The organism is Allomuricauda sp. NFXS6 (assembly GCF_040148835.1).
Classification (GTDB): Bacteria; Bacteroidota; Bacteroidia; order Flavobacteriales; family Flavobacteriaceae; genus Flagellimonas.
This window is the reverse complement of the sequence record NZ_JAGEMG010000005.1, coordinates 231,202-254,212: the sequence shown is the minus strand read 5'-3', so window position 1 is coordinate 254,212 and position 23,011 is coordinate 231,202. Positions and strand designations below refer to the sequence as shown.

Annotated in this window: 21 protein-coding genes; 19 read left to right on the top strand and 2 right to left on the bottom strand. The window is 40.0% G+C overall.

Translation table 11 applies throughout. From position 1 onward, the window contains the following. The first annotated feature begins 1 nt into the window (after position 1). On the top strand, positions 2 to 1,909 hold the full coding sequence (acs, locus tag J4E06_RS09875) for an acetate--CoA ligase (RefSeq protein ID WP_349523741.1): 1,908 nt from the start codon (positions 2 to 4) through the stop codon (positions 1,907 to 1,909). Positions 1,910 to 1,942: 33 nt separating this feature from the next. Here acs and J4E06_RS09870 read toward each other — a convergent pair whose 3' ends face one another. Together J4E06_RS09870 and J4E06_RS09865 are read right to left on the bottom strand one after the other, a co-directional pair. Continuing rightward, positions 1,943 to 2,593 carry a 3'-5' exonuclease gene (locus J4E06_RS09870; RefSeq protein WP_349523740.1) on the bottom strand — a complete coding sequence of 217 codons (651 nt, stop codon included), beginning with the start codon at positions 2,591 to 2,593 and terminating at the stop codon, positions 1,943 to 1,945. Next, positions 2,593 to 4,512: a DUF294 nucleotidyltransferase-like domain-containing protein gene (locus tag J4E06_RS09865; RefSeq protein WP_349523739.1), complete on the bottom strand. Its 1,920-nt coding sequence runs from the start codon at positions 4,510 to 4,512 to the stop codon at positions 2,593 to 2,595. Before J4E06_RS09865 ends, J4E06_RS09870 begins: the two co-directional genes overlap by 1 nt. 377 nt (positions 4,513 to 4,889) lie before the next feature. On the opposite strand from J4E06_RS09865, the gene J4E06_RS09860 reads away from it, so the two are divergent. From J4E06_RS09860 to J4E06_RS09775, 18 genes are all read left to right on the top strand, one after another. Next, positions 4,890 to 5,069 carry a hypothetical protein gene (locus J4E06_RS09860; RefSeq protein WP_349523738.1) on the top strand — a complete coding sequence of 60 codons (180 nt, stop codon included), beginning with the start codon at positions 4,890 to 4,892 and terminating at the stop codon, positions 5,067 to 5,069. An 81-nt stretch (positions 5,070 to 5,150) separates the two neighbouring features. Then, positions 5,151 to 6,107, top strand: a complete 957-nt coding sequence (locus J4E06_RS09855; RefSeq protein ID WP_349523737.1) for a hypothetical protein — start codon at positions 5,151 to 5,153, stop codon at positions 6,105 to 6,107. Between the two features lie 6 nt (positions 6,108 to 6,113). Beyond that, entirely contained in the window at positions 6,114 to 7,061 is a 948-nt protein-coding gene (locus tag J4E06_RS09850) for an MvdC/MvdD family ATP grasp protein (RefSeq protein WP_349523736.1), read from the top strand. Positions 7,062 to 7,069: 8 nt separating this feature from the next. Continuing rightward, positions 7,070 to 7,255 carry a hypothetical protein gene (locus J4E06_RS09845; protein ID WP_349523735.1) on the top strand — a complete coding sequence of 62 codons (186 nt, stop codon included), beginning with the start codon at positions 7,070 to 7,072 and terminating at the stop codon, positions 7,253 to 7,255. A gap of 11 nt (positions 7,256 to 7,266) precedes the next feature. Beyond that, complete coding sequence (gene gwsS, locus J4E06_RS09840) at positions 7,267 to 8,349, top strand: grasp-with-spasm system SPASM domain peptide maturase (protein WP_349523734.1); 1,083 nt, start codon at positions 7,267 to 7,269, stop codon at positions 8,347 to 8,349. Next, positions 8,342 to 10,534: a peptidase domain-containing ABC transporter gene (locus J4E06_RS09835; RefSeq protein WP_349523733.1), complete on the top strand. Its 2,193-nt coding sequence runs from the start codon at positions 8,342 to 8,344 to the stop codon at positions 10,532 to 10,534. Before gwsS ends, J4E06_RS09835 begins: the two co-directional genes overlap by 8 nt. Continuing rightward, positions 10,535 to 11,830: an HlyD family secretion protein gene (locus J4E06_RS09830; RefSeq protein WP_349523732.1), complete on the top strand. Its 1,296-nt coding sequence runs from the start codon at positions 10,535 to 10,537 to the stop codon at positions 11,828 to 11,830. 673 nt (positions 11,831 to 12,503) lie between these two features. Continuing rightward, complete coding sequence (locus J4E06_RS09825) at positions 12,504 to 13,715, top strand: site-specific integrase (protein WP_067035995.1); 1,212 nt, start codon at positions 12,504 to 12,506, stop codon at positions 13,713 to 13,715. 88 nt (positions 13,716 to 13,803) lie between these two features. Further along, complete coding sequence (locus J4E06_RS09820; protein WP_067035991.1) at positions 13,804 to 14,073, top strand: helix-turn-helix domain-containing protein; 270 nt, start codon at positions 13,804 to 13,806, stop codon at positions 14,071 to 14,073. 2 nt (positions 14,074 to 14,075) lie between these two features. After that, positions 14,076 to 14,369: a hypothetical protein gene (locus J4E06_RS09815; RefSeq protein WP_067035988.1), complete on the top strand. Its 294-nt coding sequence runs from the start codon at positions 14,076 to 14,078 to the stop codon at positions 14,367 to 14,369. 176 nt (positions 14,370 to 14,545) lie between these two features. Next, positions 14,546 to 14,854 carry a DUF6660 family protein gene (locus J4E06_RS09810; protein ID WP_067035985.1) on the top strand — a complete coding sequence of 103 codons (309 nt, stop codon included), beginning with the start codon at positions 14,546 to 14,548 and terminating at the stop codon, positions 14,852 to 14,854. 117 nt (positions 14,855 to 14,971) lie between these two features. After that, positions 14,972 to 19,381: a CusA/CzcA family heavy metal efflux RND transporter gene (locus J4E06_RS09805; protein WP_067035983.1), complete on the top strand. Its 4,410-nt coding sequence runs from the start codon at positions 14,972 to 14,974 to the stop codon at positions 19,379 to 19,381. Between the two features lie 16 nt (positions 19,382 to 19,397). After that, on the top strand, positions 19,398 to 20,657 hold the full coding sequence (locus J4E06_RS09800) for an efflux RND transporter periplasmic adaptor subunit (protein WP_067036003.1): 1,260 nt from the start codon (positions 19,398 to 19,400) through the stop codon (positions 20,655 to 20,657). A 115-nt stretch (positions 20,658 to 20,772) separates the two neighbouring features. Continuing rightward, the gene (locus J4E06_RS09795; RefSeq protein ID WP_067036000.1) at positions 20,773 to 21,111 is read left to right on the top strand and encodes a P-II family nitrogen regulator; all 339 of its coding nucleotides are present in this window, start codon (positions 20,773 to 20,775) and stop codon (positions 21,109 to 21,111) included. 11 nt (positions 21,112 to 21,122) lie between these two features. After that, the gene (locus tag J4E06_RS09790) at positions 21,123 to 21,545 is read left to right on the top strand and encodes a Fur family transcriptional regulator (RefSeq protein WP_067035981.1); all 423 of its coding nucleotides are present in this window, start codon (positions 21,123 to 21,125) and stop codon (positions 21,543 to 21,545) included. Between the two features lie 34 nt (positions 21,546 to 21,579). After that, complete coding sequence (locus J4E06_RS09785; RefSeq protein ID WP_067035978.1) at positions 21,580 to 21,951, top strand: SpoIIAA family protein; 372 nt, start codon at positions 21,580 to 21,582, stop codon at positions 21,949 to 21,951. Positions 21,952 to 21,978: 27 nt separating this feature from the next. After that, complete coding sequence (locus J4E06_RS09780; protein WP_067035975.1) at positions 21,979 to 22,197, top strand: SHOCT domain-containing protein; 219 nt, start codon at positions 21,979 to 21,981, stop codon at positions 22,195 to 22,197. Between the two features lie 42 nt (positions 22,198 to 22,239). Next, a complete protein-coding gene (locus J4E06_RS09775) occupies positions 22,240 to 23,010 on the top strand; it encodes an AlbA family DNA-binding domain-containing protein (RefSeq protein ID WP_067035972.1) in 771 nt (256 codons plus the stop codon). The last annotated feature ends 1 nt before the right edge of the window (position 23,011 follow it).

Here is a 23,011-nt window from a genome sequence, read left to right as displayed (position 1 = left end):
AATGAGTAACTACCACATAAAACACTTGGAGGAGTATTTTCAGGTGTATCGAAAATCCGTGAGAAACCCCGAGGGATTTTGGGAAGAAGTTGCCGAAGAGCACTTTCATTGGCGAAAAAAATGGGATTCCGTCTTGGAATGGGATTTTAGCAAACCTGAGATAAGTTGGTTCAAAGGCGCCAAGTTGAACATTACTGAAAACTGTATCGACCGTCATCTTAGCATTAGAGGGGATAAAACCGCAATTCTTTTTGAACCGAACGACCCAAAGGAAGAGGCAGGGCATATTACATATAATCAGCTTCATGAGCGTGTTTGTAGGTATGCCAATGTTTTAAAAAATAAAGGTGTCAAAAAAGGGGACAGGGTAGTAATTTATTTACCTATGATCCCAGATTTGGCCATAGCATTATTGGCCTGTGCCCGTATCGGGGCAATTCATTCCGTTGTGTTTGCTGGGTTTTCATCAACTGCTTTGGCAACAAGAATCAACGATTGTGGAGCTAAAATGGTACTTACGTCGGATGGTTCTTTCCGAGGAACCAAGGTAATAGATCTAAAAGCCATTGTGGATGAAGCCTTGGATAGCTGCCCTGATGTAGAAACCGTTTTGGTCACCAAACGTACAGGAGGTGATGTTACCATGAAAGAAGGTCGTGATGTTTGGGTACAACCGCTGTTGGACAAAGCATACTTGGACTGTGCACCTGAGATTATGGATGCTGAAGACCCTTTGTTCATCCTTTATACTTCTGGTTCTACCGGACGCCCCAAAGGAATGGTGCATACAACAGGAGGATACATGGTTTATACCGCATATACATTTAAAAATGTATTCCAGTACAAAGAAGAGGATGTGTATTGGTGTACGGCCGATATCGGCTGGATTACAGGACACTCTTATATTGTATACGGCCCCTTGGCCAATGGTGCTACTACAGTAATGTTCGAGGGTGTTCCTTCATACCCTGACTTTGGGAGGTTCTGGGATGTGGTCCAAAAACACAAAGTGAACCAGTTTTACACTGCCCCAACTGCAATTAGAGCTTTGGCCAAGGAAAATTTGGATTTTGTTGCGGAGTACGATCTTTCAAGTTTAAAAGTTTTGGGAACTGTAGGAGAGCCTATCAATGAGGAAGCATGGCACTGGTATAACGATCACGTTGGAGAAAAAAAATGTCCTATTGTAGATACTTGGTGGCAAACGGAAACAGGGGGAATCTTAATTTCACCAATTCCGTTTTCTACCCCAACAAAACCGACCTATGCTACTTTGCCCATGCCAGGGATTCAACCTGCCCTTATGGATGAAAATGGTAAGGAAATTAAGGGTAATCAAGTTGATGGAAGATTGTGCATCAAATATCCATGGCCATCCATTGCCAGAACTATTTGGGGAAATCACCAACGATATAAGGATACCTATTTCTCTGCTTTTGAAGGAAAATATTTTACTGGCGATGGAGCCCTTAGAGATGAGGTAGGTTATTACCGAATTACGGGTAGGGTAGATGATGTGATTATCGTTTCCGGGCATAATTTGGGAACAGCACCTATAGAAGATGCTATTAACGAACACCCAGCAGTAGCTGAATCGGCAATTGTTGGTTTCCCTCACGATATCAAAGGAAATGCATTGTACGGGTATATTATCTTGAAGGAAACGGGTGAGGACCGTAACCGTGATAATCTCAAAAAGGAAATCAATCAATTAATTACAGACCATATTGGACCCATTGCCAAATTGGATAAGATTCAGTTTACCGAAGGATTGCCAAAAACACGAAGTGGTAAGATCATGAGAAGAATTCTTAGAAAAATTGCATCTAAGGATACCAGCAACCTAGGGGATACGTCAACTTTGTTGAACCCAGAAATTGTAGAATCCATTATGAAAGAAAGCCTTTAGTAGCTTTTGGTGAATAAATATACTAGGACCTCTTTATCTAAGGAGGTCCTTTAATTTATTGGGTTTTAATTTTTCTACTATTCTCAAGAAAGCAATGGCGGTAATAAAAGCATCGCCCAATGCCGTGTGTCTGTCCTTGCAAGAGATACTAAACTTTTTAGCCAAATCATCCAAAGAGTATCTTTCTTTTCTTTGCACTACAGTAGAAATCAACAAGGTTCTAACATAAAGGGATTCGGTGTCCAACGTTTTATTCTTCAATTTGGGCAATCCATTTCTTTTTAAAGCGGCATTGATCATATTAACATCGAACATTACATGGTGCCCAACAAGGATATGATTTTTCGCATAAGCCAGAAACTGTTTCAAAGCTTTGAGCTCAGAGATGCTGTTCCTTTTACTTTTCTTCAGAATTCCATGGATTTCTGCACTATCTTTATTGTAATGTTCCTGTTTAATATAGACTTCAAAGTTATCTTTAACCACAATATTGTTGTCCATTAGTTTGAGTGCCCCAATACACAACATCCGATCTTTGGTGATGCTAAACCCCGTGGTTTCTGTATCCAATACAACAAAGGTATTCTCGTGAATATCCTCCGGAAGCTTTTCCTTGAAATAGGCCTCATACTCCCGCCAAAAATCGGGAAGCTCCAATTTTATCTTGCTAGAGAACGGCCACATTAGCGCAACAGATTTTTTACTTGGAACCTTACTTCAATCAAAGATTGTATATCCTTCACCGTCTTAAAGGTTCGTTTAAGTTTAATTTTCTCCTCCTTGTTCAATTGATCCAAGGCAATATACCTACCCGAATCGTTGTGCAGTAAACCCTGTCTAGTCCTAAATTTGAGCAATGCCTTGCTAGCGTAGGAACAAGCAAGATATAGTTCTTTATTATTGTGTTCCAGCTCCGCCAGTTTTTCGTAGCGCTCCGCAGTATTGTTTATGGATTTGATGGAATGCGAAAGTATAAGCACCCTAGCCGCATCGATAATAGGCATTAAGGCACGGAGTTTTAAGTCAAAAAAGTCCTTGTGCTCTCCATCTTGCTCTACTAAAAAGTCTCTAAAGAATCCTGATGGTGAGGGGTTTTGTAAGGCCCCGCTCGCTAAATGGGTGAAAAATTGCGGGTAGTGGTTGGCATGATCGAAAATGCTATGGGAAAGCTCATCTGCCAGAGCTTTCTCTCCATAGGTCACATTGTAATCAAAGAAAATGGAAGACAACAATATTTCATCGGTCCCCGGATTGTGGATCCATTGTGCGGTGACGTCTTTCCACTCACTTAAACTATGGCACCAAGAAGGGTTCGAGGCCATCATATCTGCCGGGCAATACTCAAAACCTATGGTGTTGAGCATTTTGGCAATGCGTTCTCCCAGTTTTAAAAAATAAGTTCGAGTTGTTTCCAATTGTTCTTTGGGAACGTCTTCAAAAATAATGGCATTGTCTTGATCTGTATTCAACAATTGTTCCCCACGACCTTGGCTTCCCATACTGAGCCAAGTAAATTTTACGGGGGGTTCTTCCTCCATTTTGGACAATGCAATTTGTATGACTTGTTTGGTCGATGCATCATTGAGTTCTGAAATTATTTTGGAAACCAATCCCAAAGGGATGTTTTGATCCAAATACCCCTGCAACAAGTTCATGATACCATGTCGAATGCCTCGTAATCTTTTGGCGCTGGTCGCTCTTTTGATAGCTCGGAGCAATACTGCTGGATTGTTGCCGACCGCTAACATTATATCGTGTTTGGACAGAATACCTACGGATTTGGTATCCGTAGTACCATCCTCGGTAAGAACAAGGTGACTGATGTTGCTCTTCATCATGGCCATTTGTGCTTGTGCCAACGTAAGCCCTTTTGGGTAGGTGATAATGGGGGAGGACATAATGGTTTTGGCTGTTGCCGTGATGGGAAACAGCCCTGTGGCCACTTTTTTTCTGATATCCTTATCGGTAATGATTCCAACCGGTAAATTGTCTTTTTCCACCAATATGCTGCTTACATTGTGCTTGGTCATTTTGTTGGCAATGGTCTTGATCTTTGTGCCTTTTTTGCAAGTGATGAGGTTTGTGGAATATTTTATGGGCTGTAAGTCCAATATTTTATCACTGGAATATTGATTGGAATCACTGCTGTCTCCATACAGCTTGCCGCGGTGTTTGATAGAGTAGGGGTTCCCGGTATTGGAAGCAAAGCTTTCTATCAAAAAATTACCGATACGCTTGTTCTCCAGGGCCAAAGGTTTAAAATCCTTTATGGGGATGGCATAGAGTATGGTCTCTTCGTAAGCCTTGGCCTCCAATTTATAGCTCTCGTTGGCCAACAAAGGGCGGAGTCCAAAAACATCACCTTCGTCGCAGATATCCAAAATTTGACTGGATCCTGTTTTGGAAAGGGCAACAGCTCCTTTGTTCACCACATAAAAATGGGCGTGCGGGCTTTCGTTCTGGGAAAAAACAATGTTGTTGGTATCCTTGTGGATAATTACCACCTCAAGGGACAGTTGCTCCAGTTGAGCCGATTCCATAGCGTTAAATGGCGGATAGTTTTTTAGAAAGTCGGCAATGCGTTCGGAGATGGTGTTCTTCATATCACAAAAGTAAGGTTTGAGCAGCATTTTTGAGGGTCACTTTTTATGGAAATCTTCCATCCGTCAGATCGGAAAGGGGTTTTGTCAATTCATAGGGGGCATCCGTCAATTGGGATAAATATGGCACAGGATATTTTACTTTATTTATAACAGAGTTTGTTCACGGACACACAGCGAGCAAGTAAACTATATGATTGTCTTTTTATGTTTGATTGGAAAGAGCAAGCTTTATGAAAGAACAAATGTTGAAAACAATAAAATATGCTTCCTGCAAAATACATTGACGAAAAGAGTTTTCCGAATGGATTTTATAGTATGATTTCATGGCGGATTCCGAAAAGCCATAATAGAGTAGGATGTAAATAAATATCGTAATTATGAAGAATTTCAGATTTAATCTTGATGAATTCCAAGAAGTCGAACTGTCTAAAGATAATTTAGAAAAAATAGCAGGGGGTGACATTCATACAGAATGGGCTAATGGAACTACAGGAGGCTCTGATCGTGTAACTGAGGAAGGTTACTTGTTCAAATCTTTTGAGGGAGCCATTTGCTAAGAAGCTTTTATTGATTATAAAATGTGATTTTCAGTCATGAAAATCACATTTTAATTTAGCTCTTTTATAATTTTTTACATTTTGAATACTAGAATCTTTTTTTATATAATACTTTTTTTTGGGAATATCTCCATTAACCAAGAAAAAACCCAGAATGGCTGTTTAGAATATTACGAAATAGCAAACAAAGCTTATTGCTCATATTTATCAAAAGATTTTGACTCATCAATTAAATTCTATTTAGATGCTTTTGAAGTGAGGCCACAAGGATGCAATCCTACTCCACACAGGAACGATCAATATTTATTGGCAAAAGCGTTTTTCCAAAAAAAGAAATATCTAGAAGGTCTGGACTTTTTAGAAGATGCAATTACAAATGGAGGTTTAAAGTGGGAGATAATAGCCGAAGATTCCATTATTAAGAATTTGCCTGACAATTATAAAATTACAAAAACACGTTTCAATAACCTTTTTTCAATTTGGGAAAATAAAGTTGATCAAAAACTGAAAAAGGAGGTAAATAAAATGATAACTGATGACCAATTTTATAGGAAGAAAGCTAAATTCTTTTTTGAGTCGGAAATAGATTCAATAAAAGAATTACAAAAGAAATTGGATAGTATTAATGCCATCAAATTAAAAAAAATTATCCTTACTCAAGGGTTTCCTAGTTTTTCTAAGATGGGACATGATAAAGCCGCAGGTATTCTACTACATACTTCCAGAAACTTCAGGCAAATTATTTTTCCATATCTATTAAAGGAAATAGACAAAGGAAACATTAGCCCCGCATATGTAGGGCAAATGCTTGATCAAGAACTATATTTAAGAATAAATCGCCAAAGCATGGGTTTTTTTCTTCAATTCGATGAAAACTATAATAAGGACTATGTAGCATTTGAAACCAACGATATTGATTCAATAAATATCAAGCGTAATAGAATTGGTGCCGTTTCATTAGAGTGCTACTCAAAAGAAACTGGCGCTAACTTACCTATTTCGATCAAGTTGAATTTAAAATATAACCCGAAAAATTGATTCGATTTGATTTTAATATTCAGTATATCAACAGATGTTACTACTGATTTTGTTGTAATGAGATTGAAGACTAAATATATTCGAATTAACACGGATATAGACGATGTACAAACTTCTATTGAACTATGTAATCAAAAAAAAACTATATGGTTTAAATTGAATAACGGGGATTTTAAATTCAAGTTAAATGATATAAAAAAAATCTGGTACAGGAGGGGACATATAATGAAGGATGTTCCGTATGACAGTTTTTCAAACATGTTTAATTTTTATTTTCATACCAATGTTGATACAATTAGGAATTTTATTTCAAGAAGAACAGAGTTAAAGACGTTGGGGTCGTACTCTCATGAAATGCATGTAAACAAATTATTGAATATACATCGTGCAAGTGATGCTGGAATTCTTGTGCCGCCAACCTTGATTACATCCCACAAAGAGGAAGTTCAAACTTTCTTGGCCCTTCATAAGAAGATAATAATTAAACCAATTAAACATCCTTTCAGTATTTTGTTTAGAGATGAAATTATTACTCCAAGTTCAGGTATTATGTTGTTTGATAATTTAAATGAATTCTCTGAATTGTTTCCTCTCACTCTGTTTCAAAAGTATATTGAAAAAAAATTTGAATTAAGAATTTTTTTTATTGGTGATGAATTTTTCACTGCGGCAATTTTCAGTCAATCACATGAAGATTCTAAAATTGATTATAGGGATGGAAATCCTAGAATAGTAAGAATGGTACCATTTAAATTATCGGAACATATAGTTAAAAAGCTAGTGGAGTTTAGAAATTCCGTTGGTCTAAATACTGGGAGCATTGATATGATAATAGACCCCAATGACGACTATTATTTTTTAGAGGTTAACCCATCAGGACAATTTTTAGGTTTGTCACAGAATTGCAATTATAAGTTAACAGATAGGATAGCAAGATTCCTAGATTCAGAATAATACTTCAAATGGAAAACGAAGAAGAAAAAGGTGAAATTGGAATTCCCCCAAATCTTAACATATTAGATTTAGAAGATTTAACTAATCAAAAGCCTAATATTGAAGAAAAGGCTAAAACTTTTTTTGATGATATAAAATCATCTTCATTATACCATATTAGGTTTCATAAAAGGGTTTCGTCTATTTACGAATGAAATAAATTGTTATGGCATCTCCATTAAAATATGTATTGTTATATCAAAATTGCCTCATTGTCAAAGGTGCTCAAAATAATATTATTTGTGACCTACAATTAGAAAGATATATAAATATTCCTGATAATTATGTAGAAATTTTAGAATTATTAAGTAAAAAAAAACTTAATGAACTTAAAGAGGATTATGATAAGAAAAGCTGGGAGAACATTTTGTTATTTTTGTATTATCTAGAAAGCAAGAATTATCTGTTTTTTTCCAGTACCCTTGATAATTGGCCTAAACTAAACCTTAGTTGGGATTCTCCTTCCAAGATTACAAACTCCATTATAGATCTTGACAATAGTTCCATCTTTTTTAAAATTTCTAAAAGTATTTATAAAGAACTAGTTTCATTAGGGTGCAGACATATTCAATTAAGAATTTTTGAACCGATTACCTTAAAAAAGCTAAGTACGGAACTCAATAAAATTGAAAGTTCAAACATTTTTTCGGTTGAAGTTTTAGTTAGGTACAGTTCGGAAATGGAGCTACAAAACCTTAAATTGATTTGTCAGACAAATATGAAAGTAAATTTTGTGCTTTTTAATTGTAAATTAAATCCAAAGCTTGAAACCCCTAAGATAAAATTTGTCCAGAGCAATATTCTAAATGAAAAGTGTTGTGGTAAAGTTTCTATGTCTTTATTTGAAATCAATCTTGAAAAATTCACAGAATCTTTAAACAAAAACTCTTGTCTGAATAAAAAACTTTCGATTGATGTGAATGGCAATATCAAAAACTGTCCATCAATGCCTCGAAGTTTTGGAAACCTAACCAATACCACATTACAAGAAGCTTTGGACAATCCAGATTTTAAAAAATACTGGAACATCACCAAAGACCAAATTACTGTTTGCAAGGACTGTGAGTTTAGGTATATCTGTACAGATTGTAGAGCATATCTGGAAAACCCTAAAGATCAGTATTCAAGGCCCTTAAAATGCGGATATGACCCATACACAAACCAATGGGAGGAGTGGAGTACCAACCCATTAAAGCAAAAAGCCATTGAATATTATGGTATGCAAGACTTGGTAAAAAAAAATGCTTAAAGCGTTCCCAAATTACAAACAAGCAGATGCCAAAGATTGCGGTCCTACTTGTCTCAAGATCATTGCCAAACATTACGGCAATACCATTTCGCTGCAACAAGTCCGTCAATTAAGTGAAACCACAAGGGAAGGTAGTAGTTTATTGGGTTTAAGCGGGGCTGCGGAAAAAATAGGCTTTCGTTCTTTGGGAGTAAAAATCGATTCAAAAAGATTGGAGGAAGCTCCATTGCCTTGTATTGTATATTGGAACAAAAACCATTTTGTTGTACTATACAAAATACAAAAAGATAAATTTTATATTTCAGATCCAGCGTATGGTCTTTTGAGATACAATAAAGATGAGTTTTTAAAGAATTGGATAGGGAACAACGCCAATGAACAGACCCAGGAGGGCATTGCACTGTTGTTGGAACCCATGGCCAAATTTTTTGACACCGATTTCAAAGAGGACATAAAAACTTTTGGCTTTTCGTTCCTCAGCAGGTACATTTTTAAATACAAAAGGTTTTTATGGCAACTGGTCTTCGGCCTCATAGCGGCGAGTTTGCTTCAGCTTGTTTTTCCGTTCTTGACCCAGAGCATAGTGGATATAGGAATAAAAAATCAGGACATCCATTTTATCTACCTTATCCTATCTGCGCAATTGGCCCTGTTTATAGGTAGGACTTCAATAGAGGTCATACGAAGCTGGATTTTGTTGCACTTGAGTACACGTATCAATATTTCCCTCGTATCGGATTTTTTTATTAAGCTCATGAACCTGCCCATCGCTTTTTTTGATACTCGTATGACAGGTGATATTCTACAACGCATCAATGATCACAAGCGCATTGAACAAATCTTGACAAACTCGTCATTGAATGTACTATTTTCCATGGTCAATTTGGTGGTGTTCAGTTTTGTATTGGCTTATTACAGTCTGCAATTGTTCGTTATTTTTTTGGCGGGCAGTTTTTTGTACTTCCTTTGGATTACCATTTTCCTGAAAAAGCGTAAGGATATAGATTACATGCGTTTTTCCCAGATAAGCCAAGAACAAAGCAAGGTCATAGAACTCATAAACGGCATGCAGGAAATCAAGCTTCATAATGCCGAGAAGCAAAAACGTTGGGGTTGGGAGTTTTTACAGGCAAGATTATTTAAGGTCTCCATTGAAGGTTTGACCTTGGAGCAATACCAAAGTGTAGGTTCAGGGTTTATCAACGAGGTAAAAAATATACTCATAACCGTCTTGTCCGCAAAATTGGTCATTGATGGTGATATTACATTGGGTATGATGTTGGCGATCAGTTATATTGTAGGACAATTGAATTCTCCGATTACACAGCTCATAAATTTTATAAGGGAAGTCCAGGATGCCAAAATTTCCTTAGACCGTTTATCGGAAATACATAACAAGGAAGACGAAGAGCCCTCAGATGTTGATTTTGTGAGGGATATTGATCCCGAAGAGAGTCTATCGGTATCCAACCTTTCATTTCGGTATGTGGGGTCAGAACAAATGGTGCTCCAAGATTTGAACCTTGCCATTCCAGCCAATAAGGTAACGGCAATCGTTGGGGTAAGCGGAAGCGGGAAGACAACCCTAATGAAATTGTTGCTAAAATTCTATAATCCCAAAGAAGGACAAATCAAACTGGGGAATTATGACCTTAAAAATGTGTCCCAAAAAACATGGCGTCAAGAGTGTGGAGTGGTTATGCAGGAAGGCTACATTTTTAACGATACCATAGCAAACAATATTGCGTTGGGAGAGGATTACGTGGATAAACAAAAGTTGGCCCATGCGGTAGATGTAGCCAATATAAAAGAGTTTATAGAGACCCTGCCACTATCATATAATACAAAAATAGGTATGGAAGGCGTAGGCTTGAGTACTGGACAAAAGCAACGCCTGTTAATAGCAAGAGCTGTATATAAAAATCCGAATTTTTTGTTTTTCGATGAGGCAACTAGCGCATTGGATGCCAATAATGAAAAAGTCATTATGGAAAATCTCAACTCATTTTTCGAAAATAAAACGGTAGTGGTCATTGCCCACAGGTTGAGCACGGTAAAACATGCGCATCAAATCGTGGTACTGGATAAAGGAAGGATTGTTGAAGTTGGAAACCATGAAACATTGATAAATAACAAAGGGGATTACTATAATTTAGTGAAAAACCAATTGGAACTCGGTAAATAAATGCCCAATAGTAGCTTAGAAGATATAGAATTAAGAAGCGAAGAAGTACAGGAAATACTTAGTAAAGTACCAAACTGGATGTTACGGTGGGGCAATATGCTGTTCCTTGCCTTAATATTTTTGGTTTTGCTACTGTCATGGTTTGTAAAATATCCTGATATCATAGTTTCCGAGGCTACGATAACAACCCTCGACCCGCCCCAAAAAGAATATGCCAAGACCACGGGAAAATTTGATGCTATCTTGGTAAAGGAGAATGAATTGGTCAAGCCCGGACAGCCATTGGCGATTATAGAGAACACTGCAAACTATAGGGATGTCTTTTCATTAAAGGCGATGATGGATACCGTTCAGGTCAACACAAGGAATTTCAGTTTCCCCATTGATAGTATTTCCATTTTGTTTTTGGGCGATATTGAATCACAATACGCTTTGTTTGAGAACAGCTATATCCAATACCAGTTAAACAAGCAATTACAACCATTTGCAAGTGAAGCCACAGCAAATAGCTATTCCGTTTCAGAATTGAACAATAGGCTACGAAGTTTGCAATCGCAAAGAGATATCAATAGGACGGAACTGAAGTTTAAGGAAAAGGAATTGCAACGGAATAGATCCCTTTTCGATAAGGGTGTCATTTCTGCTCAAGATTTTGAGGGCAAGCAATTGGAATATGCCCAAGCCGAAAGGAACTTTAAGAATTTTGAATCGTCCATTTCACAAATACGTGAAGCCATAAGCCATGCCCATAAAACGTCCAAAGGAACAGAAATCAATCAGGTAAAGGAAGAAATGGCCTTGCTCAAGAACGTCATTCAATCCTTTAACCAATTGAAGAAAGCGACTAAGGAATGGGAATACAATTACGTCCTGCAATCCGAAATACAGGGCAAGGTATCCTTTTTGAAATATTGGAACGTAAACCAAACGGTTAGTCAAGGAGATTTGGTGTTCACTGTGGTTCCCAACGAGAATACATCCTATTTTGCCAAACTAAAAACACCGGCACAAAATTCAGGAAAGATAAAGGTTGGCCAACGTGTTAATGTCAAACTTGAAAATTATCCTGAAACTGAATTTGGGACATTATACGGTCAAGTCAAAAGTATTTCCCAAATTCCCGATGACGAAGGATTTTATTATATCGATGTAGCACTACCCGAAAAACTTCTTACCTCTTACAATAAGGAAATAGACTTTAAGCAGGAAATGAGAGGTTCTGCTGAGATCATTACAGAGGACTTAAGGTTGATTGAGCGTTTCTTCCATCAACTTAAATTTACTTTTAGTAGATAAACAGAATTTCTCAAAAATAATATAATCACCCTTCAAAACACTGCCTTAACCCACCGTAGGAATACTCACTTAATTCATTTTCCTTCATTTGCCTTATTATAAGCTCGTATCATAAGTATGGCCCAAATAGCAACCAGTACAACAACAAGAATGGAAAACCATAAAACGATATCATTTGCTGTCATTGTCCACAAGCTTTAAGTAAATCATGACACCTAAAAGAGTGGGTGCCCAAAGACCTATAAATATACCATGTTCGGGGTTACCATTAAGAAACAGGTACTCTGCCACAAGAATGATCAACGCACATAAAATCAGCATCAATATATTGGCAGTTCCTAACTTTTTGAAATAATTCATTCGAAGGTTGGTTTAAAGCCTTAAGTTATGAAAAAAAGACTTGGGAGAAAACAAAAAAGTCACCCAACTGAAATCCAGTTAAATGACTTTGTTTTTAGTAGCGAGAGGGGGACTTGAACCCCCGGCCTCCGGGTTATGAATCCTGAGTCTTTTGAATCCATTTGGGCTTATTTGATTTGATAATCAATTGTTTATAAGATATTTAAGGATGTTCAATTTTTATTCAAAGCCATAAAAATTCATATTAAAACATGATTTGTTGTACATATGTTGTACATAGATTTCGTATCTTTATAAGGCAAAAAATAACACTATGGCGACTGTAAAGATAGTATTACGCAAGAATTATCAGAAGAAGGACGGGACTTTCCCAATTGCCCTACGAATAACAAAAGATAGAAAGTCCAAGTTCCTTTTTACAGGTGAGTACATTCTTGAAAAGGATTGGGACCAAACAAAGGGGTTGGCTAAAAAAAGTCATCCTAATTCTTCACGCCTTAATAACATGCTTTTGAAAAAGATTACTGAAGCGCATGACATGGCTTTGGAAATTGAATCAAGCGAAAAAAAGCAATCTGTAGCTACAATCACTAAAAAGATTGTGGGAGAGGATAAATATGATTTTTTCAAAGTAAGTGAGGTTTTTTTGGCGAATCTCCTAAAAAGAAAAAAGTTCAATCAACAATACAATCAAGAAAAGAGGTTGGAGATTTTTAAAACTTATTTAGGGCGAAAAGAGCTTTCCTTTACCGATTTGGACGTCACCTTATTGAAAAGGTTCGAGGCATATCTTCTTTATGAACGAAAAGTCGCTCCAAGAACGGCGATAAACTATTTAATGCTTATCCGCACCATTTATAATTTTGCCCGAAAGGAATATCATGTTGATGATAGGAACTACCCATTTGGAAAAGGTAAAATACAGATTAAGTTTCCTGAAAGCGAAAAAATCGGATTGAACAAGGAAGAGGTTCAATTACTTGAAACCGCAGACAATTTGACAAAAGCACAGCTTCATGCGGTGTACGTATGGCTAACGAGCTTTTACTTTGCGGGTGTTCGGGTTGCTGATGTCATAAAACTAAAATGGTCCGACTTTAAAGATAATCGCTTATATTATCGTATGGGGAAGAACAGGAAACTTGTCTCATTGGTCGTTCCCGATAAGACCAAAGAAATTCTTAAGTATTTTGAGGCTCAAAAGAGGGGGAAGGATGATTTGGTTTTTCCTTTTTTAAAAGGCACCAATTTGAAAGATGACAAAAGAGTAGCAACTAGGGTTAAAACCGTAACCCGAAATTTAAACCGGCGATTGCAAATCGTTGGAGAAAAACTGGGTATTGAGAAAAAACTATCTATGCATATAGCCCGTCATAGCTTTGGAAACATTTCTGGCGATAAAATACCTATTCAAATGCTTCAAAAACTGTATCGTCATTCTTCGATTACAACAACGGTTAACTATCAATCGAATTTCATGCACAAAGAAACCGATGATGCCTTAGAAAAGGTAGTAAACTTTTAAGAACATCCAGTAGTTCGGGTATTTTGTCGAAAGATTTGAATACAATTGGATTATTAGGGTACCTTGTACTTTTCTATAATTGTATTCGATGCAAGTAGTTTGCCTACAAGAAGAAGCTTTCTATGCCTTGTTTGACAAGGTAGTGGAATATTTAGAGCAAAAAAGAGCTGATAAGCCAGAAAAATGGATTGACGGCGAGGAAGCAATGTTTCATCTCAAAATAAAATCCACCACCACTTTGCAAAAACTGCGGGACGAGGGTAAAATCAGGTTTTCCCAACCTCAAAAGAAAGTAATTCTGTACGATCGGGATTCTATTAATGAATATATCGAGGCACACGTTCGTGAAACTTTTTAGCCATGGAAGAAAATATAAAAATTGATGAGGAGTATAAAAAGGCATTCAATCTTGGATATGAATTGGCGAAAGAGTTGAATCTAAAAACTCCGATGTTCAAAAGTGTCGTGCCGACCGACGATCACATGAATGCTGTGCAAGCAGGAATGATGCAATACAGTAACGAACTAAATAAAAATCTACATAAAGGAAATGTCCAACATCAGGAATCAAATGTAAAACCACAAAATATTGCCAGTGTTCAATCAAACAAGAATAATAAGGATATGGGAAAAGGATTGGACTTTTCCAATTGAGAAGACCATTGCTCAATACCCTTTATCCTGAATTGAAAAATGATGAATCCGTATGGTAGTTGGAATTGGTAAAAAGGTTATTTCTTAAGTTTTGACGCAAAAGCGTAGACTACCAATTCTTCAGTCTTTCCAGTTTTTGCATAGGCGTTGCATCGATTTTTTTATATTTTTGTACCGTGAAATTTTTAACAATCATATTGTCCTTTTACTTTTTGGCGCTCAATGTAGTGCCCTGTGGCGATTCGGGCAAAGCTAAAGATGACGCCCAGGTCGTTTCGGTAATGGACTATGATGGCAATCACGACCAAGATTGTGAGCTGTGTTCACCATTCTGCCAGTGCCATTGTTGCCACGTGCATACAATTGATTTTGATATAGCCGAATTTCAACCGCTTCAATCCGTGATTTCTCAAGAAAACTTTGCCCATTTTGATAGCCTTGGCAAAGATTTTGCCCTTTCCCTTTACCAACCCCCTCAAGTATAATTCAGTTTTTTTAAGGATAGCTCTATCCTATCGTGATGCTTTCAACGTAAGCATCACATTCTAAATGCATTGCATCTCATTGCATTGCGATGTTTAAACTGAATTAATACTTTTTCTATGATTAACAAAATCATTTCATTTTCCATAAACAACAAATTTATAATCGGTTTGTTTATGGTTGCCCTAATAGGCACCGGAATATGGTCTATGGCCACTATAAATCTGGGTTCTGTACCTGATATTACCAACAACCAAGTACAGGTTATTACCGTTGCCCCAAATTTAGGTACTGAAGATATTGAGCAATTCGTGACCTATCCCGTAGAATTGGCAATGGCAAACCTTCCTGACGTTATCGAGCTGCGTTCGGTATCCCGTTTTGGATTGTCAGTTGTTACCATTGTCTTTAAGGATGAAGCAGGTACCTATCTGCCCCGGCAATTGGTGCAGGAGAAATTAGCTGAAGTTGCTGAAGAAATTCCCGAAGGTTTTGGTACACCATTTATGGCACCCATAACTACAGGTTTGGGAGAAATCTTTCAATATACCTTAAAAGTCGAGGAGGGCTACGAAGACAAATACGATGCTATGGAGCTTCGTACCATTCAGGACTGGCTGGTAAAAAGGCAAATGGCCCTAGTGCCCGGCGTAGTGGAAGTAAACGCGTTTGGTGGGTATGTCAAACAGTATGAAGTTGCCCTAAATCCCGATAAGCTAAAGAGCTTTGGCATCACGATGGGCCAGGTATTCGAGGCACTTCAAAAAAATAATGCAAATACCGGAGGTGCCTATATTGAAAAAAATCATCAAGCCAATTTTATTCGGGGCGAAGGACTCGCAAGAAGTCTTGAAGACCTAAAAAATACCGTGGTCACGACTCAAAACGGGACCCCCATACTGGTAAGCGATGTTGCAGAAAAAGTAGGCTATGGCAACCAGGTGCGCTATGGCGCCTTTACACAGGACGGGCACGAAAGCGTGGGCGGGCAGATTTTGATGCTCAAGGGCGAGAGCCCGAGCAATGTCATCGAAAATGTGGAAGGGCGAATCGCTGAAATACAAAAATCACTTCCCGAAGGCGTTACTATAGAACCTTTTCTTTCACGAAGTGAACTTATAGCGCGAACTACCAGTACCGTAAAGAAGAACCTCGTGGAAGGCGCGTTGATCGTGATTTTTGTACTTGTCCTGCTATTGGGTAGTTTTCGTGGGGGCCTTATTACGGCATCGGTCATCCCGCTTTCATTGTTGTTTGCATTCATATTGATGAGGCAGTTCGGCGTTTGGGCAAATCTGATGAGCCTTGGTGCCATCGACTTCGGTATCATTGTAGACGGGGCCGTCATCATTGTGGAAGGTATGGTGCACCATATACAGATGCGGCTGAAAAAATCCAAGGCCGTATTTACGCAAGTAGAGATGGACGAACTGGCCTATGAATCGGGCAGTACAATGATGAACTCGGCCTTTTTCGGTCAATTGATTATCCTGATTGTTTTTACCCCTATCCTCTTCCTTACTGGAATAGAAGGCAAAATGTTCCGTCCAATGGCCTTCACCTTCGGTTTTGCCGTTTTGGGGGCAATTATATTGTGCCTCACCTACGTGCCGATGATTTCCGCCCTGTTCCTACGTCCCGCCAAAAACCCAGACCACTGGTTCGCCAAGTTTGAACATAAGATTGAAGGTTTCAGCGATAAAATTATGGCAACCTTGCACAAGGGGTATCAACCGCTGTTGAATTTTGCTCTACGGTTCAAGGCTGGTGTAGTGTTGGGCGCCGTCGCCCTATTTGCCATTGCGGTATTTATATTCAGTGGTATGGGGGGTGAGTTTATTCCTAAACTCGATGAGGGCGATATAGCGATGCAGGCCCTTATAAAACCTGGAAGCAGCCTAACGGAATCCATTGAAGCTTCCAAAAAACTACAAAACCTGGTAAATGAATTTCCAGAGGTCAAGACAATGATTTCAAGGATTGGAGTTGCCGAAATCCCTACGGATCCGATGCCAATGGATATCGCCGATAGCTATGTTATCCTAGAAAAGGATAAAAGTAAATGGACGAGTGCCGATAGTAAAGAAGAATTGATAGAAAAGATAAAGGAGAAAATATCGGTCATCCCGGGGGTGAACTTCGTGTTCACCCAACCGGTCGAGCTGCGGTTCAACGAGTTGCTAACCGGAGTAAGGGAAGATGTAGCCATAAAACTCTATGGAGAAGATTTGGACATTCTGGCTGAAAAAGCCAACGAAATGGCATCCATAATTCAGACCGTGCCGGGTGCCGGTGATGTAAGGGCAGAGGCCACTAGCGGTTTGCCTCAAATGACCGTTGTCTATAATCGTGCGAAAATGGCACAGTACGGAGTTACAATTGAAAAGCTCAATGATTACGTGAGCGCGGCCTTTGCCGGTGAAGCGGCCAGTGTCATCTTTGAAGGGGAAAAACGGTTTGAAGTGGTAATACGATTGGCGGAAGCCTATCGTAAGAACATTGACAATCTTAAAAACCTGTACATCGATTTACCCAATGGCAACCAAGTTCCATTAAAAGAGGTTGCGGATATTAGTTATAAACCGGGGCCGATGCAGATATCGCGTGATAATACCTATAGAAGGATTTATGTTGGTGTAAACGTTAGGGGCAGGGACGTTAAGTCAATGGTCGAGGAAATACAGGCAAAACTTGATGAACAACTGGAACTGCCTCCTGGGTACTATATTACCTATGGTGGTTCATTTGAGAATTTACAGCGTGCAACAGACCGTCTTATGGTGGTGGTACCCATTGCCCTGGTATTGATTTTTATCCTACTGTACTTTGCCTTGAAATCATTTTCACAATCGGTGATGATATATATGGCAGTACCGTTGGCAGCTATTGGTGGGGTCTTTGCCCTTTGGTTACGTGGTATGCCCTTCAGTATCTCGGCCGGAGTGGGATTCATCGTACTCTTTGGCGTGGCCGTCCTCAATGGACTAGTGCTCATCAACAAATTCAACGATTTAAAAGAAGAAGGAATGACAAATATCAAAAAACGCATCGAAGAGGCCACCCACGAGAGATTGAGGCCAATATTGCTTACGGCTACGGCAGCCATTATGGGTTTTGTGCCAATGGCGGTCTCCACGTCGGGGGGTGCTGAAGTACAAAGACCGTTGGCCACTGTGGTAATTGGCGGTTTGATTACGGCCACCTTGTTGACACTTGTGGTGGTGCCCGTCCTCTACAACTGGCTCGAGAGCAGAAAGCAGCGCAAACAATCCGACAACGGAGATACCGGATATGTAAAGAACAGTCTGCCTATGCTCGGGATTCTACTTGCCGTAAGTGGTTTTTTGTCATCGGGTACGGTGGTTGCCCAAGAACCTGATCCTGTCCAGACCCTTACCCTGCAACAGGCCGTTGACAAAGCCAGGGAGTATTACCCAACCTTAAAACAGGGCGAGGCCTTCATTGCACGGGAGAAGGCCTTAAGGGGCACAAGCTTCGATTTGGGGAACACCCAAGTATTTACCGGTAAGGAAGAAACGGGCAGCGGTGTGCCCGGCGTTCAGACCGTGATTGGTGTTCAACAGGGAAATATCGATCTACTGTCGGGCTTTTCCAAATCCAAGTTTTTCAAGGAAAGGGTAGCCTTGGGAGAAAAACTGTATGAGCTCAGCGAACAGCAATTGGTACGCAATGTGATGCTGGCCTACAACCAGATACAGTACAATACCGCCCAGCTGCGCTTTGCCGAGCGCCTTGACAGCGTCTATACAGACTTTGAATCGGCCGCAAAGCTGCGGTACGATACCGGTGAGACGGGAAAATTGGAATACATTGCGGCCTCTTCGGAATACCAGCAGATACAGGTACTCAGGCAACAGGCCTACGATGATATCGAGATTGCCAAAAGGCAGCTGAAGCAATATCTGGGCATTAATGACCCCATCGACATAGCTGACGAACCTTTTACCGCTTGGGCGGAAAGGTTTCTGGATTCACCCTCGGAGAATATAAATAAGAACCCTTTGTTACAGTTTGCCGAACAGAATGTGGCCGTAAGCGAAGCCAATGTAGAGGTAGAGAGATCACAGTTCCTGCCCAAGTTCAACCTAACCTATGGAAGGCAAACAGTTGACGACGTTTCAGGCTTTAACACCTATCAAGTGGGAATAAGTATTCCCCTGTGGTTCTTACCGCAAAAGAACAGGGTGAAAGCGGCAAAGGCCGATGCGATTTTGGCCGAGAGCCAATACCTTGAACAGAAGGCGATGACCGAAAGCACGTTGGCCCAATTGGTTAAGGCTCTGGAAAAAACCCAAAAAAGTCTTGAGTATTACGAAAAAGGGGCACTGCGGTTGGCCGATGAACAAATTGCCACGGCAGAACTGGCATCCCGGGAAGGCGAGATAGACTATGTAAACTATATCACTATCCTTAATAGTGCCATACGCATAAAACAGAACCACTTACAATTTATAAATCAGTATAACCAGCAGGCCATTGAAATTCAATATCAACTGGGCAACCTATAATTTAAAAGAAAAAGAAATGAAAAATATAGCAATTACATTGACATCAATCCTGGCCTTGACAGCGTTCCTTGTTTCCTGCAACGGTAGGCAAAAGGGAGAATTAGGCCATGATGAGGGCAAAGCGACCACTAAAGAGACGTTACAGGAAGGGGAAGAAGGGCATGGTAATGAGGCCCATGCAGAAGAGGGCGGCCATGAGGAAGAAGAAGGTTCCGTTGAAATTACCCAACAGCAGGCGGAAACCATCGGCCTCGAAATGAAACCTTTGGAAGAACGTAGCCTGGGCAACAACATCAAGGTAACGGGCAGACTCGAACTTTTCCCACAGGACAGGGCCAATATAAGCCCCTTTGTGGGCGGCAATATAAGCTCGGTACTTGTTATAGAGGGTGATAAGGTGCGCAAGGGACAGGTTCTCGCCTATTTGGAACACCCCGATATCATAACGATGCAACAGGAATTTCAGGAGAAAAATGACGAACTGGTCTTTTTGGATCAGGACTACGAACGAAAAAAAACCCTCTATGACAAAGGGGTCTCATCCGGCAAGGAATTTCAGATGGCACAATCCAAATATCGTTCCACGACCTCTTCGGTCAATGCAATGCGGGCAAAACTACGGCTATTGGGCTTTAATGTTGACGAAATCGCCAATGGTAAAATATATCAGGGTGTACCCGTTATAAGTCCCATTAGCGGTTTTGTCGATGAGGTGTTGATAAGCCTTGGCGATTATGTGGCACCACAATCCAAGATGTTTGCCGTAAGCGACAATTCTAAGATACACGTGGATCTAAAGGTATATGAAAAGGACATCCCGAGGGTCAAAGAAGGGCAAAAGATTTTTTTCAGTGTTGCCTCGAGACCAGACGAGCTGCTTACCGCTGAGGTACATTCCATAGGCAAGACCTTCGAGGAAGATCCCAAGGCCGTGCATATCCACGCCCATATAGAAAATCCCGAAAGGGATTTATTGCCTGGTATGTATGTAGAGGGCAGGATTGTACAGGATGAAAAAAACACTCTGGCAGTACCCGAGGAAGCGGTCATCAAAGAGGGTGAAAAGTCGTTCATTTTTGTACTTGACGATGGCGATGCCCAGGAAGAAGGCAAGCTCAAATTTAAAATGGTGCAGGTATCGGTAGGGGTTATCGATTTGGGCTTTGTTTCCATAAATCCCATGGAACCCCTTCAATATGGTTCAAAAGTGGTTATCAATGGGGCCTATACCCTTTCTTCAGAAATGGTGAAAGGCGAATTGGAGCACGGACATTAATTCTCTAAAAAATCAAGGATTTTGATTCCGGGTTTGTTTATCATCTTAATTAGTTAGTTAAAAATTAGAAAACATGCCCGGTTCAAAATCGATTAAAAATTTAAACATTTTAAAAATGAAAGAAATAAAAGCATTTGTTAAACCGAACAGGATACAAAGGGTCATCGAAGCCCTTAGCGATAACGGTTTTAAAAGTATGACGCTTTCACAGGCGGAGGGTACCGGGGCGTTCAAAGCAAAAGGAGCAAGACCCTCCCTTGATTTTAATATAACCGATAGCCCGGTGGTAAAAGTGGAGTTGGTATGTCAAAATGAGGAGGCGCAATCAGCCATAGATATCATATTAGAAAATGGTAAAACGCCCGAACCTGGGGATGGAATCATTTATCTATCCTATATTGAGGATGCCTTTCAGATCAAAACAGGAAAATCCCTTAAACGCTACGATCTTTAACCCCTTTTAAAATGGAAAGAATTGTCAAAAAACTGGAAAGCAAGGGAATACGGCCCACACCGATGCGACTGTTGACCTATAAAAAGTTACTGCAAAGCGAGGTAGCCATCAGTTTGGGAGAGCTAGAGAATTTTTTCGAGAAATCGGAAAGGAGCACCCTTTTCCGGACGATGAAAACATTTGAGGAAAAAAATATTGTACATCAGATAGCGGACGGTACAGGGATTATGAAATATGCACTCTGTGAGGAAAACTGTGGATGTGAGGTGGGCAGCGACCTGCACCTACATTTTCACTGCACCCAGTGTAACGAGACCGTTTGTTTGACCGATCGTAAAATCCCACAGGTAAACCTGCCTCAAGGATATATGGCAGACGATATCAATCTGGTCGTAACGGGAGTATGCAATAAATGCAGTGGCAATTTGGAGTAGCCTTAAAGGCCAATAACATCAAAAGAATACGACGATGATAGCAATCTATAAAAAAGACCAAATCATATATACCATCGCAGATCAAGAAATGGATGCCGATGATGGGGCGACCTTGGTCAAGGCCCTGAATGAACATTTGAAAAGCAATGAACAAGCCGCTTGGTATATGGAAATGGAGCCTCGCAAAAAAGGAGTGAAGAAAAGCAGCGGTGAGAGGTTGGATTTTTCCTTTCCCGAAGAAACACGGCTTAAGAAAATAGCCTTGGTGGGCGAAAAAACTTGGCAAGAACGGTTTACCGAATCGCTATTGCCGTTTAGCGAAGCCCACATAAAATATTTCGGACCTGAAGATGGAAACATGGCCAACAACTGGCTCGAACAAACAAGCAATTTCAATAGTAACTGAAACATGAATCTTTAAATCTAGAAAATTATGATGGACGATTGGTATTTTGGGGGAATGCACTGGATATGGTGGGGGTTATGGATAATCCTCATCTTCTGGATATTTTTAATTCCCTACCCCACACCGGGACAGAAAAGAAAAAGGGACACCGCAATGGAAGCCCTGAGAGAGCGGTACGCCCGGGGCGAAATCGACGAAGAGGAATTTGAAAAACGAAAGACGTTCCTGTTAAAGAACAAAAAATAACAGTGTTTTGCTTTTGACCGAACGACCATAACACCGTTATCTATGCAAAGAAGAAAAATAGGGATATGGCTTTTGGCAGGCTTTGCCTTTGGGGTATTTATACTGCAACCCTTGGGCCTATCCCTTTTTCTCTTTGACCGGTCGGGCGATTCCGGTCACTGGTCAAGCTTTTTTCTTGAAGCCTTCAAAACCGTATGGAACGTTGTCGATGTTGACCAAATTCTTAGAAACCTGTTGTTCGGGACAATGGGAAGCAGCCTTGCCCTGATGGTCTTTTTCAGAAAAAAGATTTTTCAACTGAACAGGCAACGGATGGACAGGCAAACCGTTCTCGAACTCATAAACAAGGGAGAGAGCAGCCGGGTGGAATTCAAGTCAAGCTTGCGATGGGATGTACGGCAGGGCAAGGTAAACAAACAACTTGAGCTTATCATTGCAAAGACCATTGCCGGGTTTATGAACACCGAGGGGGGCAAGTTGCTCATGGGTGTCGATGACGGGGGAACCATTCTGGGCCTGCAACAGGATTTCGATACGCTTAAAAAGCCGGACAGCGATGGCTTTGAGCAGTATTTGATGCAATTGATCGCTCAAAAACTGGGAACCCATCTTTGTACGCTAGTGAACGTAGCATTTTTTGGGTTTGGTCAAAAGCAAGTGTGCTGTATCGAGATTTTACCAGCCCAAATGCCGGTATATGTGAACCTTGAGGGACGGTCACGGTTTTATATACGCACGGGCAATGCCACGCGCGAACTAGATTTGCCCGAAGCCCTGGTGTATATAGGTAAGGAAAAGGCACAGTGCAACTAGA

Excerpts from the sequence above, each read along its gene's own strand:
- J4E06_RS09785 (WP_067035978.1), top strand. The coding sequence starts at position 21,580 with ATGATAGCAATCTATAAAAAAGACCAAATCATATATACCATCGCAGAT.
- J4E06_RS09870 (WP_349523740.1), bottom strand. The coding sequence starts at position 2,593 with ATGTGGCCGTTCTCTAGCAAGATAAAATTGGAGCTTCCCGATTTTTGG.
- J4E06_RS09865 (WP_349523739.1), bottom strand. The coding sequence starts at position 4,512 with ATGAAGAACACCATCTCCGAACGCATTGCCGACTTTCTAAAAAACTAT.
- J4E06_RS09790 (WP_067035981.1), top strand. The coding sequence starts at position 21,123 with ATGGAAAGAATTGTCAAAAAACTGGAAAGCAAGGGAATACGGCCCACA.
- J4E06_RS09815 (WP_067035988.1), top strand. The coding sequence starts at position 14,076 with ATGGAAGAAAATATAAAAATTGATGAGGAGTATAAAAAGGCATTCAAT.
- J4E06_RS09835 (WP_349523733.1), top strand. The coding sequence starts at position 8,342 with ATGCTTAAAGCGTTCCCAAATTACAAACAAGCAGATGCCAAAGATTGC.
- J4E06_RS09805 (WP_067035983.1), top strand. The coding sequence starts at position 14,972 with ATGATTAACAAAATCATTTCATTTTCCATAAACAACAAATTTATAATC.
- J4E06_RS09830 (WP_349523732.1), top strand. The coding sequence starts at position 10,535 with ATGCCCAATAGTAGCTTAGAAGATATAGAATTAAGAAGCGAAGAAGTA.
- acs (WP_349523741.1), top strand. The coding sequence starts at position 2 with ATGAGTAACTACCACATAAAACACTTGGAGGAGTATTTTCAGGTGTAT.
- J4E06_RS09795 (WP_067036000.1), top strand. The coding sequence starts at position 20,773 with ATGAAAGAAATAAAAGCATTTGTTAAACCGAACAGGATACAAAGGGTC.
- J4E06_RS09860 (WP_349523738.1), top strand. The coding sequence starts at position 4,890 with ATGAAGAATTTCAGATTTAATCTTGATGAATTCCAAGAAGTCGAACTG.
- J4E06_RS09845 (WP_349523735.1), top strand. The coding sequence starts at position 7,070 with ATGGAAAACGAAGAAGAAAAAGGTGAAATTGGAATTCCCCCAAATCTT.
- J4E06_RS09820 (WP_067035991.1), top strand. The coding sequence starts at position 13,804 with ATGCAAGTAGTTTGCCTACAAGAAGAAGCTTTCTATGCCTTGTTTGAC.
- J4E06_RS09775 (WP_067035972.1), top strand. The coding sequence starts at position 22,240 with ATGCAAAGAAGAAAAATAGGGATATGGCTTTTGGCAGGCTTTGCCTTT.
- J4E06_RS09825 (WP_067035995.1), top strand. The coding sequence starts at position 12,504 with ATGGCGACTGTAAAGATAGTATTACGCAAGAATTATCAGAAGAAGGAC.
- J4E06_RS09780 (WP_067035975.1), top strand. The coding sequence starts at position 21,979 with ATGATGGACGATTGGTATTTTGGGGGAATGCACTGGATATGGTGGGGG.
- gwsS (WP_349523734.1), top strand. The coding sequence starts at position 7,267 with ATGGCATCTCCATTAAAATATGTATTGTTATATCAAAATTGCCTCATT.
- J4E06_RS09800 (WP_067036003.1), top strand. The coding sequence starts at position 19,398 with ATGAAAAATATAGCAATTACATTGACATCAATCCTGGCCTTGACAGCG.